Consider the following 13352-nt stretch of genomic DNA (forward strand, 5'->3'; position numbering starts at 1 on the left):
CCACCCTTGACAGACCGACCCGCCCCGGAAAGCCGAAAGACTGCCGGGAAGCCCCCAAAAGAACGGTCACGGGGCAGAGACCGGAGGGACGGGCCCGTCAGGGACGAGACGAGGCGCCGGGGGTCGGCCTGCCGGGCATCCGAGCCCTCAGCAGTCGCTGTCCCGGACCGGGGGCCCGGCCAGGACGCAGCAGATCGCTACGCGCTCCTCCCGTCTCAGCGTCCGACGACCGCCCTGGGCTGGTACCTGCACCAAAAGTCGATCAGAGCAGGCCAGGGATCCGACAGGCGCATCAGCTCGCTACGCGCTCCTCTCGTCTCGGCGACCGGCGGCCGTCCTGGGCTGGTCACGGCACACAGCAGGCCTGCACGCCGTCTTTTCTCGCCCGTCCCAGCCCCAGACGGCCGCGGGACGCCGAAACGGGAGGAGCGCGTAGCGATCTGACGCGCCCGTGCGCCTCCGCGCTGCTCTGGTCGACTTTTGGTGCAGGTATCAGCCCCAGGCGGTCGCTGGACGCCAAGCCGGGAGGAGCGCGTAGCGATCTGTCGCGCCTGTCGGCTTCCTGGCCTGCTCTGATCGACTTTTCGTGCAGGTAGTCGCGCCCCTGGTCCCGGAACGGGGATATGGGGCCCGGATGCCCGGTGGGCCGGCCCTCGCCCCCTCCTGCATCGCTGACGCGGCCGCCCCTCCAGCCTCTGCCCGGTGACCGTTTCTTTGGGGGTTTCCCGGCAGTCTTTCGGCTTTCCGGTTCGTGCCGGTCGGTCAAGGGTGGCCGAAGGCCATCGCGTAGCGACGCGACGAAGGAGCGCCCTTGAGGGACCGGTGCGAACCGGAAGGACGATGGACTGACGGGAAGCCCCCAACCCTTCCTGAGGCCGCCCCAGGGGGTGCTGGACCCGGTGGCCCGCGCATAATCGGCGGGTGATCAAGCCCGAGAGCATGCGTACCGACCGGCTGGACCTCGTGCCGTTGCGCGTGGAGGACGCCGAGGAGATGGCCGTCGTGCTGGGGGATCCCGCCCTGCACGTGTTCATCGGCGGTGCGCCGGAGAGCGTCGAGGAGCTGCGCGCCCGTTACGTGCGGTGGGCCGCCGGGTCGCCGGATCCGGCCGTCTCCTGGTGCAACTGGGTGGTGCGGCTGCGTGCGGAGGGCTGCCTCGTCGGCACCGTTCAGGCGACGGTCGGCGGCGGTACCGCCGAGGTGTCCTGGGTGGTGGGGACCCCCTGGCAGGGCCGGGGGATCGCGGCCGAGGCCGCCAAGGGGCTCGTCGGATGGCTCCGGGAGCGGGGGGCGGGCACGGTCGTCGCGCACGTCCACCCCGACCACGGTGCGTCCGCGGCCGTCGCCGCCGCAGCCGGCCTCGCCCCCACCGACCGGCGGCAGGACGGCGAGGTCCGGTGGGAGTTGGCCTAGGGGGTGGTCCCTTCAGGATCTCTTCGGGCCCGCCGATACCCAGCTGAAACGGAACTGCCGCACCCGCGAGGGGATCCCCTGACGCCCTGGAAGCGCGCCTCTCCGAGGCTGTGCCGGTACCGGATGGGCCGGATGTACCGGATCACCGGCGTACGCGCCATCGGAGGGCAGTTGCCGTGCTGAGCACCCCGTACCGTTCTGAAGCCCCCGGGGAGGCGGAGCCGACCGGCCCGCTTCCGCCCCGTGCCGCCCGCCGTGACCTGTTGATCGCCGCCGGTGCGGTGTGCGCGGCCCTGATGATGGCCCTGCACGACTGGATCCCGAACGGGGCCTTCAACCTCGGCAGCCTGTTCCAGACGTTCCTGCCCTGGGCCGGGCTGAGCGTCCCCGTCCTCCTCCTGGCCGCGGCGGTACGCCGCTCCCGGCGCGCGGCCGTCGCCGTCCTCGCCCCCGCGGTCGTCTGGGGCTTCCTCTTCGGCGGGACCCTCACCGACAAGGGATCCGATCGATCCGGCGCCGGGGACTTCACCGTGGTCAGTCACAACGTGGACGAGGACAATCGCGATCCGGTGCGGACCGTGCGGGCGCTCGCCGCATCGGGTGCGGACGTGCTGGCCCTGCAGGAGATGTCCCCGAAGGCCACGTCGGTCTACGAGCGCGAGCTGGACGCCGGCTATCCGTACCGCTCCGACACCCTCGGCGTCAGACTGTGGAGCAAGCACCCGCTGACCGGTGTGGAAGCGGTGCCGATCATGCCGTGGACGCGTGCCGTACGGGCCACCGTCGAGACTCCGGGCGGCCCCGTCGCGGTCTTCGCCGCCCACCTCGCTTCGGTACGCGTGACCCCGGACGCCGGATTCACCACCGTCCGCCGCAACGATGCGGCCCGGAAGCTGGCCGAGGCCGTGCGGGCGGAGCCGCTGGCCCGGGTCGTCGTCATGGGTGACTTCAACGGGACGGCGGAGGACTCGGCCCTGCGGCCGGTGACCTCCCAGCTGACCTCCGCGCAGCGCGAGGCGGGCGCCGGCTTCGGCTTCACCTGGCCCGCCGCGTTCCCCGTCGTCCGCATCGACCAGATCCTGGTGAAGGGCATGAGCACGACCTCGGCGTGGACCCTTCCCGCCACCGACAGCGACCACCTGCCCGTCGCGGCCTCCTTCCGGCTGTGACCACCGGCCCCGCTGCCCCCGCTGACTAGGATGGGTCCCATAAATGTCCGTTTGTGAGCAGGTAGGTGGCGTGTCGGCACCCCGGGTCCCGGACCCCGTCAGCGTCCTCGTCGTCGAGGACGACGCCACCATCCGCCGCGCCGTGCAGCTGTCCCTGGAGCGGTACGGCTATCAGGTCGCGGTGGCCGCGGACGGACTCGACGGCCTGGAGGCGTACCGGGCCGGCCGGCACGACCTCCTGATCCTCGACGTGATGCTGCCCGAGCTCGACGGCATCGGGCTGTGCCGCCGGATCCGCGAGGAGAGCCTGGTACCGATCCTGATGATGTCCGCGCGCGGGGACGCCCTCGACGTGGTGTCCGGACTGGAGGCGGGCGCCGACGACTACGTCGTCAAACCCGTCGACACCCCCGTCCTCGTCGCCCGCATCCGGACGCTGCTGCGCCGCGCCGCCTTCCGGCCCGCCGGACCGGAGGATCCGGCAGTCGTCTCCGCGGATGCCGGGACGGTCCCCGGCGAGCTGGTCTTCGGGGACCTGTCCGTGAACACCCTCGGTCTGGAGGTGCACCGGGGCGGACGGCCCGTTCCGCTGACGCCCACCGAGCTGCGGCTGCTGCTGGAGTTCGCGGCGGCTCCCGGTGCCGTGCTCGACCGCCGCCGTCTCCTGCGCGACGTGTGGGACTACGGCTGGGAAGGCGACACCCGGGTCGTGGACCTGTGCGTCCTGCGGCTGCGCAAGAAGATCGGAGCCGAGCGGATCGAGACCGTCCGGGGCTTCGGCTACAAACTCGTCCGCCGCTGAGGGGCCGTCCGCACCCATGGCACTCCTCAACCCGCGCGCCCTGCGCTGGAAGATCGCCGCGCTGACCGCCGCCGCCTGCTGTGCGGTGGCCGCCGTGATCGGCGTCCTCGTCCACCAGGCGATGGCCGAACGGAGCGACCGCACCGGGAACGAACGCCTCTCTGCTCGTCTGGCAGCGGCGGAGCGCGAGTACACCCGCACGGGCAGGGCGCCGCTCGAAGTCGAAGTCCTCGCTCCGGAGCGGCTCGACGCGCCGCTCGCGCAGGCGCTGGCCGCCAAGGACCCGGCCGCCCTGTATGCGACCTGGAACGACCGCAAACCCCCCAACTGGTACTGGATGTGGGCGGTCATGCCCGTCGAGGGCGGCCAGGTGCTCGTCGCCCGGACGGACATGAGCTCCGAAGTGCGCGGCCTCCAGCTCCTGGACCGCAGCATCGTCAAGGCCGTGTTCGCCGCTCTCCTGGTCGTCGTACCGCTCGCCGCCCTGGCCACCGAACCGATGAACCGCCGGCTGCGCCGCGGATCCCGCACCGCCCGGGCCATCGCCGACGGCGACCTCGACGCGCGGATCGGACCGGGCGGCCGGGCCCGTGACGAGATCACCGAGATGTCGGCGGCCGTGGACGCGATGGCCGCGGCCCTCCAGCAGAAGCTGGAGGGCGAGCGCCGCTTCACCGCGGACGTCGCGCACGAACTGCGCACCCCGCTGATGGGGTTGTCCACCGCCGCCGGGCTCCTTCCGGAGGGCGACGAGGTGGCCGAGCTCGTCCGCGACCGTGCCCGGGCCCTGAACGGGCTGGTGGAGGACCTCCTGGAGATCTCCCGGCTCGACGCCGGAGCCGAACGGGCGCGGACCGACGCGGTGCCGCTGGGTGAACTGGTCACCGACATCGTCCGCCGCACGGGGACGCCCACCGCAGTGGCGGTCCGTACCGCCAGGACCCTGGAGACCGACCCGCGCCGGGTGGAACGGATCGTGGTCAACCTCGTCACCAACGCCCACCGGCACGGAGCCGGCCCCGTCGAGGTCGCCGTGGAGGCCACGGCTACGGGCGCACGGATCCTCGTACGGGACCACGGGCCCGGCTATCCCGCCGAGCTGCTCACGGAAGGCCCGCAGCGTTTCCGTACGGGCAGCCCCGAGCGGGGGCGCGGGCACGGGCTCGGGCTGACGATCGCGCTCGGGCAGGCGGGCGTCCTCGGCGCCGGGCTGGCCTTCGCGAACGCTCCGGAGGGAGGCGCGGTCGCCACCCTCGACCTGGACGGCGGACGCGGTCCGTCCGCCGGCTGAACGGCAACCGCGACACGGCCCCGGACCGGCCGGCTCGGAGAACAGGCCAGCCGGGGGCGAGTTCGAGCCATTGTCCGCTCGGTATTGCAGGGCTCGGTATTGAGCCAATAATCTCGCCGATGTGTCAATCTCATGAATTCCTTTGGGGGCATGCGACCTTGACGATTGATCATCACGGCACATTCAGCAACAGCAGCAGTCAGGTCGAACGTACGATCCTATTCGTGGATCTCACGGGTTCGACGGCACTCAAGCACCACATGGGCTATAAAGCCTGGCTGCCCATTCTCGGCAGCTTCCTGGACATCGCGACCGAAGCCGTCGCGGCCAATGGCGGAACCGTCGTCAAGTACCTCGGTGACGGTGCTCTCGCCGTGTTCGACGCCGACCGGGCGCACGACGCCGTCTGTGCCGCCATCCACGTCCAGGAGGGCCTGCAGCGGGAGATCGAGCAGGGGGCCCTCCGGGACAGTCAGGCCACCGTCGGCATCGCGACGGGCAAGGTGATCGAGTACCCCGCGCCGGGCGGCGGGACGATGGACTACGTGGGGTCCGCCGTCGACCTCGCGGCGCGGTTCAGCGGCAACGCCGCGCCGGGTGCCATCTGGATCGACAAGGGGACGCACGGGGCCGCGAACCACAACAAGATCAGTTCGATCGCCGGCCGCGCCGACCACCGGACCGACTACTTCCAGCCGGAGGAGACGGCACCGGCCAAGGGGTTCCCGGACGACGTGCCCTACTACGAGGTGATCTGGGACCGGACGGTCGTCCCGCGCGGCGTGAAGAACGCGGTGATGACGGAGACGGTCAAGGCGCGTCCGGCCGCGCCCGTGCCGCACCAGATGTCCGCCGCGCAGACCGGGGAGTCGGTGGACGGGGTCGTGGTGACGTGGTTCGGCGACTCGGTCCGCGGGTTCAAGGGGTTCATCTCCTCCCCGGACCGTCCCGACCACTACGTGGACCTCCGGTTCATCGCCGGCGGCGAGGGGCTGAAGGAGGGCGCGGCGGTCCGGTTCATCCCGACGCCGGCGGTCAGCACGGACCCGGGCGCGAAACCGGTGGCCGGCTGCACGGTCCAGGAGGGCCATCGGATCCACGGAACGTTCAACAACGTGATCGTCGAAAAGCGGTTCGGTTTCGCCGATGTCCATGATCAGCGCGGAACGATGCAGAGCCTGTTCGTTTATCTCCGCACGGACGCGGCCAAGTATTCGATCGGACAGACCGTGCTGCTCGAAATCGTCCGGAACAGCCACGGCATTTCCGCGGTCGTGGTCGACGAGGAAGCCCCCGGGAGTGGGGTGGATGGGTAGCCCCACCGGTGACGGGGCGGTCGATTCGGCACTGGCCGAAGTGCGGGTGGAATTGCTGCGGGCCGACCAGAAGGCGGCGACCCTGCTCGCCCTCTTCTCGGCCATCGCGGCCGGGGTGGTGACGGTGTTCCTGGTGCGCCGTGGCGGGATCTTCTCGCTGTGGAACGGCATCGAGTGGGCCGCGTGGACGGGTGCGGGGTGTCTGGCGGCGAGCGTGGCGCTGCTGCTGCTCTGCGTCCGGCCGCAGGGCGCCCGGCAGCCGACCGGGCACGCCTACTTCACGTTCTACGCGCTGTACGCCGGCCGCCCCGACCAGCTGGCCACCCATCTGGCGTCCGTGGGCAGCGGGGGGACGGAGCGGCCGCTCCAGCTCGTGGCGCTGTCCCTGCTCGTCCAGCGGAAGTACCGGATGATCGCGGGCGCGGTGGACCTGCTGGGAGCGTCCCTGGTGCTGGTCGCGGGGGCGGCTCTGGTCTCGGCGCTCCACTAGCGCGGTCGGCGGTGCCCGGGGCGTGAGACGTCTTGGGCGGCGGGTTCAAGATCAAGTATGGTCGGCCTCGATTTCGTCGGGAACGGGCCGTGGCCGGCCATACGGGGGTCTTCATCGTGCGTCTGAACATCATCAAGTCCGTGCGGCGGGCCCTCGGCGCAGCCGCCGGCGCCCTGCTCGTCTCGGTGGCGCTGCCCGCGTCCCCGGCCGCCGCCGTGGACCTGTCCAAGTGGGACCTGGTCCTCAACCTCAACAGCAGGCTCTGCCTGGAGGTGAGCGGCTGGTCCACGGCCAACGGTGCCGGGGTCGACCAGTGGGACTGCCACGGCGGTGCCAACCAGCAGTGGATGGCGCTTCCCCGGGGGAACGCGCGGCTCATCCAGAACGCCCAGAGCGGCAAGTGCCTGGAGGTCAAGGGCTGGTCCACCGCCAACGGCGCGGCCATCGACCAGTGGGACTGCCACGGCGGCGCCAACCAGCTGTGGCAGCTGCGCGCCACGAGCGACTACACGGTGGCCCTGTACAACGTGAACAGCGGCAAGTGCCTGGAGATCGGCGGCTGGTCCAAGTCCAACGGCGCCCCGGCCACCCAGTGGGACTGCCACTGGGGCGAGAACCAGCGCTGGTACTAGCCTGCCGGGCGGCCGGCTCGCACGGTCGGGGTGACCAGGGCGGGGGGAGTACGAGGGCCCGGAGCGCCGGGTCGAGTACGCCCTGACCCCGCTCGGCTGGGGCCTGCTGGGTCCGCTGGACGCGGCCTGCGCGTGGACGCGGGAGCACTGGGACGAGCTGATCGACGCGCAGGAGGCGGGCCTTTCGGGGGCGGCCGGTCCGTGAGGGTGGGTCAGGTGGCGGCCCGTTCGGCGGCGCTGCGTTCCACGCAGAACTCGTTGCCCTCCGGGTCCGTCATGGTGGCCCAGCCCGTCCCGTCGGGGTTGCGGTGGTCGCCGGTGAGGGTGGCGCCGAGGGCGGTGAGGCGGTCCACTTCCTCGTCGCGGGTGCGGTCCTGCGGCTGGAGGTCCAGGTGGACGCGGTTCTTGGCCGCCTTGCCCTCGGGTACCCGGATGAACAGCAGGTCGGCCCCGGAGGTCTCCACCAGGACCTCGGGGTCGCCGGGCTCGTCGCCCTCGCCGAGCGTGCCGTCGAGGGCGGCGATCCAGAACTGGGCGAGGGCGTAGGGGTCGGCGCAGTCGATGGTCGTGTGTCGTACGCGAGATGCCATGGCGGCACTATCGATCAGGCCCCGGCCCCCGGTCCACCGGGTTTGCAGGCGGTCGTCACTTCCGCCAGAACAGGTGGTGGACCACGCTGCCGGTCGGGCTGGGGACGACGTCCAGGTGGAAGCGGTCGAGCAGTTCGTCCGGTGACGTCCACAGCCGCGACCCGGATCCGATCTCCACTCCGGGGGAGACCGCCACGTGGAGGGTGTCGACGAGGTCGGCGTCGAGGAACTCCCGGACGGTGGTGGCCCCGCCGCCGAGGCGTACGTCCTTGCCGTCCGCGGCTTCCTTGGCCCGCGCGAGGACGGTGGCCGGGTCGGCGTCGGTGAAGTGGAAGGTGGTGTCGGAGAGGGTGAACGAGGGCCGGGGGTGGTGGGTCAGCACGAACACCGGGGTGTGGAAGGGGGGCTCGTCGCCCCACCAGCCCTGCCACTCGTGGTCCTGCCAGGGGCCCCGCTGGGGGCCGAACTTGTTGCGGCCCATGATCTCGGCGCCGATGTTGTTGCCGAAGTCGCGGGTGAAGTAGTCGTCGAGGCCGCGGCTGCCGCCGGGGTCGGTGCGGTTGGGCCAGCCGGCGGTGGCGCCGGCCCACGCGAACATGCTGCCGGGGTCGGCGTGCCCGAAGGGCCGCTCCAGGCTCTGGCCCTCGCCGGCGCCGTACCCGTCGTTCGAGACGTTGAAGTTCTGCACTCGGAGCAGTTGCTGCCGCTGCCGCGTCGCCATGGGTCTGTTTCCCCTTCCGTGGTGTGGACGAGGATCGAGACTGCACGGGCCGGCGGAACTCATCGCCCGCCGACACGCTGATCTCCCGACTTCCTACGGGGTCTCCTCGGGCTTGGTGTGGAGGATCTCGCGGGCCTGGTCGGCGGCGCGGACGATGCTCTCGGAGACGAAGTCGACGAACCGGCCGATGTTCTCCAGGCGGGTGGCGGCGGGGGTGTTGCGGCCGAGGACGTTGACGCCCTTGCGCGCGGTCTCGGCGAGCAGGGCGGTCGAGCGGGCGCTGGCCAGCATGGACTCGTACCAGACGTCGTCGTCGACGATGTAGCGCTCGCGGCGGCGTTCGTCGCGTTCCCGCCGGATGAGGCCCTGGCCTTCGAGCAGTGCGACGGCCTTGGAGATGGAGCCGGGGCTGACCTGGAGGCGCTGGACGAGCTCGGACGCGGTGAGGGTGCCGGAGTCCGCTATGTAGAGGGCGACCAGGACCTTGGCCGTCATCTTGGGCAGGCCCGACTGGATCAGGACGGTCGCGAACACCTCCTCGTACGCGGCCACCGCCTCCGGGTCCCGGCCGTGGGCCGGGGCCGGCGCCTGGGGGCCCCGGGGCGCGGCCTGCTTGCGGCGGTGGGTGCGGTGTTCGGTGGCGCGCTGGGCGAGGTCGGCGCGGTAGCCGGCGGGGCCGCCGTTGCGCATCACCTCGCGGGTGACCGTCGAGGTGGGGCGGTCGAGGCGCCTGGCGATCTCCGCGTAGGCGAGGCCGTCGGCCACGCCCAGTGCGATCTGCTGGCGTTCCTGCGGGGTGAGCCTGCCTCCCGGCATGTGCGGTCTCCTTCGTGTTGCCGTCTGCGGCCCCAGCGTAGCGTTCAGATCCGAGCCGTTGCAACGGTTGTGGAGCTGTCGTTGCGTTAGATTTAGGAGCGGTGCAACGATATTGCGGCTCTGACCTGCGCTGATGGTGATTCATCGCAACGAACTTGTTGCCCGGCCTTTGAACGCGACGTAGCGTTCAGGTCATCGGAAACAGCGAGCGACACCAGCCCGAAGGAAGAGAAACCATGCAGAACTTCGCCACCACCACCGCGATCACCGCCATCCTCGACGTCCCCGCCGGCGCCATCCGCTTCATCGCCACCGACCGCGCCGACACCACCGTCGAGGTCCTCCCGGCCGACGCCTCCAAGAGCCGCGACGTCAAGGCCGCCGAGGAGACCACCGTCGAGCTCCAGGGCGGCGTCCTCCGCATCAACGCCCCCCAGAAGAAGGAGGCGTTCGGCGCCTCCGGCTCCGTCCGGGTCACCGTCCAGCTCCCCGCCGGCTCCGGCGTCGAGGCGAAGACGGCCTCGGCCGAGTTCACCACCACCGGCCGCCTCGGCGACGTGACCCTGGAGAGCGCGCACGGCACCGTCACCCTCGACGAGGCCGCCGGCGTCCGCCTCGCCCTCGCCGCCGGCGACGTCACCGTCGGCCGCCTGACCGGCTCCGCCGACATCCGCACCCAGCAGGGCGACCTGACCGTCACCGAGGCCACCGGCGGCACGGTCACCCTGCGCACCGAGCACGGGAACATCACCGTCGGCGCCGCCCGCGGCACCTCCGCCTCCCTCGACGCCGGCACCACCTACGGCCGCATCAGCAACGCCCTCCAGAACGCGGGCGGCGACACCACCCTCACCATCCACGCCACCACCGCCGCCGGCGACATCACCGCCCGCACCGTCTGAGCCCCCCGACCGACCGCCCCGCACACCGACACCCCGAGGAGCGCACCACCATGTCCGTCACGCCGAACAACGACCGCCCGGAACTGCAGAAGGCCATCGAGGAGATCGCCGCGGACGAGGCCTGGGCCGGGGTCCTGGTGCGGGTGAACGACGAGCGGGGCGAGTGGACCGGCGCCGCCGGGATACGCGAGCTCGGCCAGGACGCCGCCCCGCACGCCGACGGCCACTTCCGAATCGGCAGCAACACCAAGACCTTCACCGCCACCCTCGTCCTCCAGCTGGTCGCCGAGGACCGGATCGCCCTGGACGGCCCCGTCGACGACCACCTCCCGGAGTTCGGGCTCGACCGCCGGATCACCGTCCGGATGCTGCTCCAGCACACCAGCGGCCTCTTCAACTTCACCGGCGAGTACTACGAGGACGGCACCATCGCCCCGGGCATCGACTGGCAGGGCCGGGAGTGGGTGGACAAGCTCCTCCACACCTACCGCCCGGAGGAACTCGTCCGCTTCGCCCTCGCCAAGCCCGCCCGCTTCGAGCCCGGCACCGACTGGAGCTACGCCAACACCAACTACGTGCTCCTGCGGCTCCTCGTCGAGAAGGTCGCCGGCCGCCCCTTCGCCGAGGAGATGCGGGCCCGGATCCTGACCCCGCTGGGCCTGACCGGCACCTTCCTCCCGGAGGCCTCGCCCGAGATCCCCGAGCCGCACGCCCACGGCTACTACACCTACCAGGACGGCGAGGAGTGGAAGACCGTCGACGTCACCCGCGCCAACCCCTCCTGGATCTCTGCCGCGGGCGACATGATCTCCACCACCAAGGACCTGCACACCTTCTTCTCGGCCCTGATGCGCGGCGAGCTCCTGCCCGCCGAGCTCCTCGACCAGATGCGCGACCCGCACACCAAGTTCGCCTACGGACTCGGCCTGATCGTCCAGGAGACCGAGCACGGCACGCTCTACACCCACAACGGCGGCTTCTGGGGCTGGGGCGCCCTGATGTACAGCTCGCCCGACGGCGGGACCACACTGACGGCCTCGCTCACCTCCGGCGACGCCCGGCTCGACATGGCGAAGACGGCCGAGTCCTTCACCAAGGCGCAGGGCGCGCTCATCGACGCGGTGTTCGGCGCCTGAGCACCGGGAAAAGCAGGTGCGGCGGCCCTGAGGGGCCGCCTAGCTTGAGCGAGATGAGCAGCGACTATCCATTCGCCGACGGGTACAACCTCGCCTGGGACCTGACCGGCTTCGGTGACGCGGACGAAGAGATGGTCGAGTCCGTGTCCCTCACCCGGGACCAGTTCCTCAGGATCCGGCACCTCTTCGTGCTGGGCGACGACCCCTGGATGGTGAGCGGCGAGTACCGCGTCGCGCCGAGCATCTGGGCGCACGTACGCAGCGCCGTCCCGGGCGTCCGGTTCCAGCGCGATGCCGACTACTTCCTCGGCGCCCGTCAGGCCCTGCCTGACGGGCGCTTCTGGCGTCCGGCCCCGGGCGTTGCGGCGCCGGGACCGATCCCGCCGCCCTAGGCGGCGATGCCGCCGAGGAACGCGGTCCAGGTGGCGGGGCTGACCGCCAGCTGGGGGCTGGCCGTGAGCTTCGAGTCCCGGACGTGGACGGTGTCGGCGCAGGTGGCGACCTCGACGCAGTCGTCGCCCTGGCTGCCGCTGTACGACGACTTGTGCCAGGAGAGGGCGACCTCGACGCAGCTGTCGCCCTGGCTGCCGCTGTAGCTGCTCTTGAACCACCGGAGCTGGGAGCTGTTCACAGGGATCCTCGCAATCGCATCAACAGGCCCGCACTGTCCGCGGGATTGAGGGCCTGGATGCGAAGTTTGGCATACCGCTGGTGGAGCATGCTGATGTCTTTCGGGTCGGACAGGACCTGGCCCGACTGCTGTCCTTCGCTGTAGCCCCACCACTCGTTCTCCTGGGTTTCGAGGAGCCGGAAGGGGCCGTCGGTGCCGGAGTGTTCCGGGCTGACCGTCGGCATCAGCTGTACGTCCACGTTGGGTAGCCGGGCGCATTCCAACATCCGGTCGATCAGCTCCCGGGATACCTCCGGGCCTCCCGTCTGTCGCTCGATCACGGTCTGCTCGATGATGAAGCTGAAGGACGCGTAGGGGGTGCGGGTGAGCAGCCTCTGTCGCTCCAACCGTCGGGCTATCCGGTCGTCCGCTTCCTGGGTCGTGGGCATGGGCGGGACGTTCTGGATCTGGGCCCGGGCGTAGGCCTCCGTCTGGAGCAGCCCCGGGACCACCCGGCATTCGTACGTGTTGAGCGCGACCGCGATCTCCTCCAGTTCCGCCCACCGCCTGAACCACGAGGCGAGCCCGCGCCTGCGCGTCAGCTGCTTCGCGGCGATCTGGATGACCCCGAAGGCATCCAGTACCTCTTCCGCCTTGTTCACGAACTTCACGGACGGGTGTCGGCGGCCCTGTTCCACGGACGCCACGTACTGCACCGAGTAGCCGACCCGGGGCCCGAACTGTTCCTGGGTCAGACCGGCCCGTTTGCGGGTTGCCTTGAGTACGTCACCGAAGTTCTTCAGATCCGGATCCGACTCCGTCTGGTTGTCACCGTTGCTGCCCTCGCCAGCCGTCATCACGGTCACCTCCCGAGTCATCATGCTCACGGTCGGTGACTGAGCCTGTCCAGCCACTGGACTACTACTCTTCAACAGTAGTAGTCCCGTTGCTGGGAACTCCCCTGCCCACACGGGACGTTCTCACCATGACGGCAACCTCGGGCCACCCCAAGGCCCTCGTACGCATGTTCACTCAGCGTTTCAGCTGCACCCCCCGCGGCGCCCGCCTCGCCCGGCAGCTGGCCCTCGTCTCGCTGCACGACTGGGGCGTCCCCGAAGGGACCCCGCTCTCGGCCGACGCCGGGCTCCTCGTCGCGGAGCTCGCCTCCAACGCCGTCACCCACGGCCGCGTTGTCGGGCGGGACTTCGAGCTGCGGATGACGCTGCTGGCGGGCGTGATCCGGCTGGAGGTGTCCGATCCGCGCAGGGACCGGCGGCCCGCCGTGCGGCCCCCCGCGTACCAGGCGGAGTCCGGGTACGGGCTGCGCATCGTGGACGCCCTCGCGACCGACTGGGGGGTCATGGACCGGATCATCGGCAAGACCGTCTGGGCGGAGCTGGCCCGCCGCCCGGCCCCGTAGGGGCCCTGTCACAGCGGGCGGCTACCTTGCTCAGGCACATGCAA

The 13352-nt window shown here is 71.0% G+C and carries 16 protein-coding genes; 11 read left to right on the forward strand and 5 right to left on the reverse strand.

Annotated elements, in window-relative coordinates; genetic code table 11:
- Nucleotides 1-939: 939 nt before the first annotated feature.
- The 7 genes from ACIPW5_RS35790 (at nt 940) to ACIPW5_RS35820 (ending at nt 7113) form a co-directional block, all read left to right on the forward strand.
- Nucleotides 940-1413 carry a GNAT family N-acetyltransferase gene (locus tag ACIPW5_RS35790; protein ID WP_401254517.1) on the forward strand — a complete coding sequence of 158 codons (474 nt, stop codon included), beginning with the start codon at nt 940-942 and terminating at the stop codon, nt 1411-1413.
- Nucleotides 1414-1592: 179 nt separating this feature from the next.
- Entirely contained in the window at nt 1593-2582 is a 990-nt protein-coding gene (locus ACIPW5_RS35795; protein WP_401254520.1) for an endonuclease/exonuclease/phosphatase family protein, read from the forward strand.
- Between the two features lie 43 nt (nt 2583-2625).
- Complete coding sequence (cseB, locus tag ACIPW5_RS35800) at nt 2626-3384, forward strand: two-component system response regulator CseB (protein ID WP_401254375.1); 759 nt, start codon at nt 2626-2628, stop codon at nt 3382-3384.
- A gap of 16 nt (nt 3385-3400) precedes the next feature.
- Nucleotides 3401-4675, forward strand: coding sequence for a sensor histidine kinase (locus ACIPW5_RS35805; protein ID WP_401254378.1), 1275 nt, complete (start codon nt 3401-3403; stop codon nt 4673-4675).
- Nucleotides 4676-4794: 119 nt separating this feature from the next.
- Nucleotides 4795-5991 (forward strand): adenylate/guanylate cyclase domain-containing protein, encoded by a 1197-nt coding sequence (locus ACIPW5_RS35810; RefSeq protein WP_401254381.1) that lies wholly within the window; start codon nt 4795-4797, stop codon nt 5989-5991.
- A complete protein-coding gene (locus ACIPW5_RS35815) occupies nt 5984-6481 on the forward strand; it encodes a Pycsar system effector family protein (protein ID WP_401254384.1) in 498 nt (165 codons plus the stop codon). The genes ACIPW5_RS35810 and ACIPW5_RS35815 overlap by 8 nt, the downstream gene beginning before the upstream one ends.
- Before the next feature lie 89 nt (nt 6482-6570).
- Nucleotides 6571-7113 carry an RICIN domain-containing protein gene (locus ACIPW5_RS35820; protein ID WP_401254387.1) on the forward strand — a complete coding sequence of 181 codons (543 nt, stop codon included), beginning with the start codon at nt 6571-6573 and terminating at the stop codon, nt 7111-7113.
- 212 nt (nt 7114-7325) lie between these two features.
- Here ACIPW5_RS35820 and ACIPW5_RS35825 read toward each other — a convergent pair whose 3' ends face one another.
- From ACIPW5_RS35825 to ACIPW5_RS35835, 3 genes are all read right to left on the reverse strand, one after another.
- Nucleotides 7326-7703: a VOC family protein gene (locus tag ACIPW5_RS35825; RefSeq protein WP_401254390.1), complete on the reverse strand. Its 378-nt coding sequence runs from the start codon at nt 7701-7703 to the stop codon at nt 7326-7328.
- Nucleotides 7704-7758: 55 nt separating this feature from the next.
- Nucleotides 7759-8424 (reverse strand): dihydrofolate reductase family protein, encoded by a 666-nt coding sequence (locus ACIPW5_RS35830; protein ID WP_401254392.1) that lies wholly within the window; start codon nt 8422-8424, stop codon nt 7759-7761.
- 93 nt (nt 8425-8517) lie between these two features.
- Nucleotides 8518-9240, reverse strand: a complete 723-nt coding sequence (locus tag ACIPW5_RS35835) for a helix-turn-helix domain-containing protein (protein WP_401254395.1) — start codon at nt 9238-9240, stop codon at nt 8518-8520.
- Nucleotides 9241-9476: 236 nt separating this feature from the next.
- On the opposite strand from ACIPW5_RS35835, the gene ACIPW5_RS35840 reads away from it, so the two are divergent.
- The 3 genes from ACIPW5_RS35840 to ACIPW5_RS35850 are packed head-to-tail and all read left to right on the forward strand — an operon-like array spanning nt 9477 to nt 11670.
- Nucleotides 9477-10142, forward strand: a complete 666-nt coding sequence (locus ACIPW5_RS35840; protein WP_401254397.1) for a DUF4097 family beta strand repeat-containing protein — start codon at nt 9477-9479, stop codon at nt 10140-10142.
- A gap of 50 nt (nt 10143-10192) precedes the next feature.
- A complete protein-coding gene (locus ACIPW5_RS35845; RefSeq protein WP_401254400.1) occupies nt 10193-11278 on the forward strand; it encodes a serine hydrolase domain-containing protein in 1086 nt (361 codons plus the stop codon).
- Nucleotides 11279-11331: 53 nt separating this feature from the next.
- A complete protein-coding gene (locus ACIPW5_RS35850) occupies nt 11332-11670 on the forward strand; it encodes a hypothetical protein (RefSeq protein ID WP_401254403.1) in 339 nt (112 codons plus the stop codon).
- Here ACIPW5_RS35850 and ACIPW5_RS35855 read toward each other — a convergent pair.
- Nucleotides 11667-11909 carry a DUF397 domain-containing protein gene (locus tag ACIPW5_RS35855; RefSeq protein WP_401254406.1) on the reverse strand — a complete coding sequence of 81 codons (243 nt, stop codon included), beginning with the start codon at nt 11907-11909 and terminating at the stop codon, nt 11667-11669. The two genes, ACIPW5_RS35850 and ACIPW5_RS35855, sit on opposite strands and share 4 nt — an antisense overlap.
- Complete coding sequence (locus ACIPW5_RS35860; RefSeq protein ID WP_401254409.1) at nt 11906-12745, reverse strand: Scr1 family TA system antitoxin-like transcriptional regulator; 840 nt, start codon at nt 12743-12745, stop codon at nt 11906-11908. Before ACIPW5_RS35860 ends, ACIPW5_RS35855 begins: the two co-directional genes overlap by 4 nt.
- 128 nt (nt 12746-12873) lie before the next feature.
- Between ACIPW5_RS35860 and ACIPW5_RS35865 the strand changes: the two genes are divergently transcribed.
- Nucleotides 12874-13308 (forward strand): ATP-binding protein, encoded by a 435-nt coding sequence (locus ACIPW5_RS35865; RefSeq protein WP_401254412.1) that lies wholly within the window; start codon nt 12874-12876, stop codon nt 13306-13308.
- Nucleotides 13309-13352: the final 44 nt, after the last annotated feature.

Origin of the sequence: Streptomyces sp. NPDC090077 (assembly GCF_044747545.1) — a bacterium.
In the GTDB taxonomy this organism is placed as follows: Bacteria; Actinomycetota; Actinomycetes; order Streptomycetales; family Streptomycetaceae; genus Streptomyces.

Coding starts and splice junctions, on each gene's coding strand:
- ACIPW5_RS35790 (WP_401254517.1), top strand. CDS start 940: ATGCGTACCGACCGGCTGGACCTCGTGCCGTTGCGCGTGGAGGACGCC.
- cseB (WP_401254375.1), top strand. CDS start 2,626: ATGTCCGTTTGTGAGCAGGTAGGTGGCGTGTCGGCACCCCGGGTCCCG.
- ACIPW5_RS35805 (WP_401254378.1), top strand. CDS start 3,401: ATGGCACTCCTCAACCCGCGCGCCCTGCGCTGGAAGATCGCCGCGCTG.
- ACIPW5_RS35810 (WP_401254381.1), top strand. CDS start 4,795: ATGTGTCAATCTCATGAATTCCTTTGGGGGCATGCGACCTTGACGATT.
- ACIPW5_RS35815 (WP_401254384.1), top strand. CDS start 5,984: ATGGGTAGCCCCACCGGTGACGGGGCGGTCGATTCGGCACTGGCCGAA.
- ACIPW5_RS35825 (WP_401254390.1), bottom strand. CDS start 7,703: ATGGCATCTCGCGTACGACACACGACCATCGACTGCGCCGACCCCTAC.
- ACIPW5_RS35830 (WP_401254392.1), bottom strand. CDS start 8,424: ATGGCGACGCGGCAGCGGCAGCAACTGCTCCGAGTGCAGAACTTCAAC.
- ACIPW5_RS35835 (WP_401254395.1), bottom strand. CDS start 9,240: ATGCCGGGAGGCAGGCTCACCCCGCAGGAACGCCAGCAGATCGCACTG.
- ACIPW5_RS35840 (WP_401254397.1), top strand. CDS start 9,477: ATGCAGAACTTCGCCACCACCACCGCGATCACCGCCATCCTCGACGTC.
- ACIPW5_RS35845 (WP_401254400.1), top strand. CDS start 10,193: ATGTCCGTCACGCCGAACAACGACCGCCCGGAACTGCAGAAGGCCATC.
- ACIPW5_RS35850 (WP_401254403.1), top strand. CDS start 11,332: ATGAGCAGCGACTATCCATTCGCCGACGGGTACAACCTCGCCTGGGAC.
- ACIPW5_RS35860 (WP_401254409.1), bottom strand. CDS start 12,745: ATGACGGCTGGCGAGGGCAGCAACGGTGACAACCAGACGGAGTCGGAT.
- ACIPW5_RS35865 (WP_401254412.1), top strand. CDS start 12,874: ATGACGGCAACCTCGGGCCACCCCAAGGCCCTCGTACGCATGTTCACT.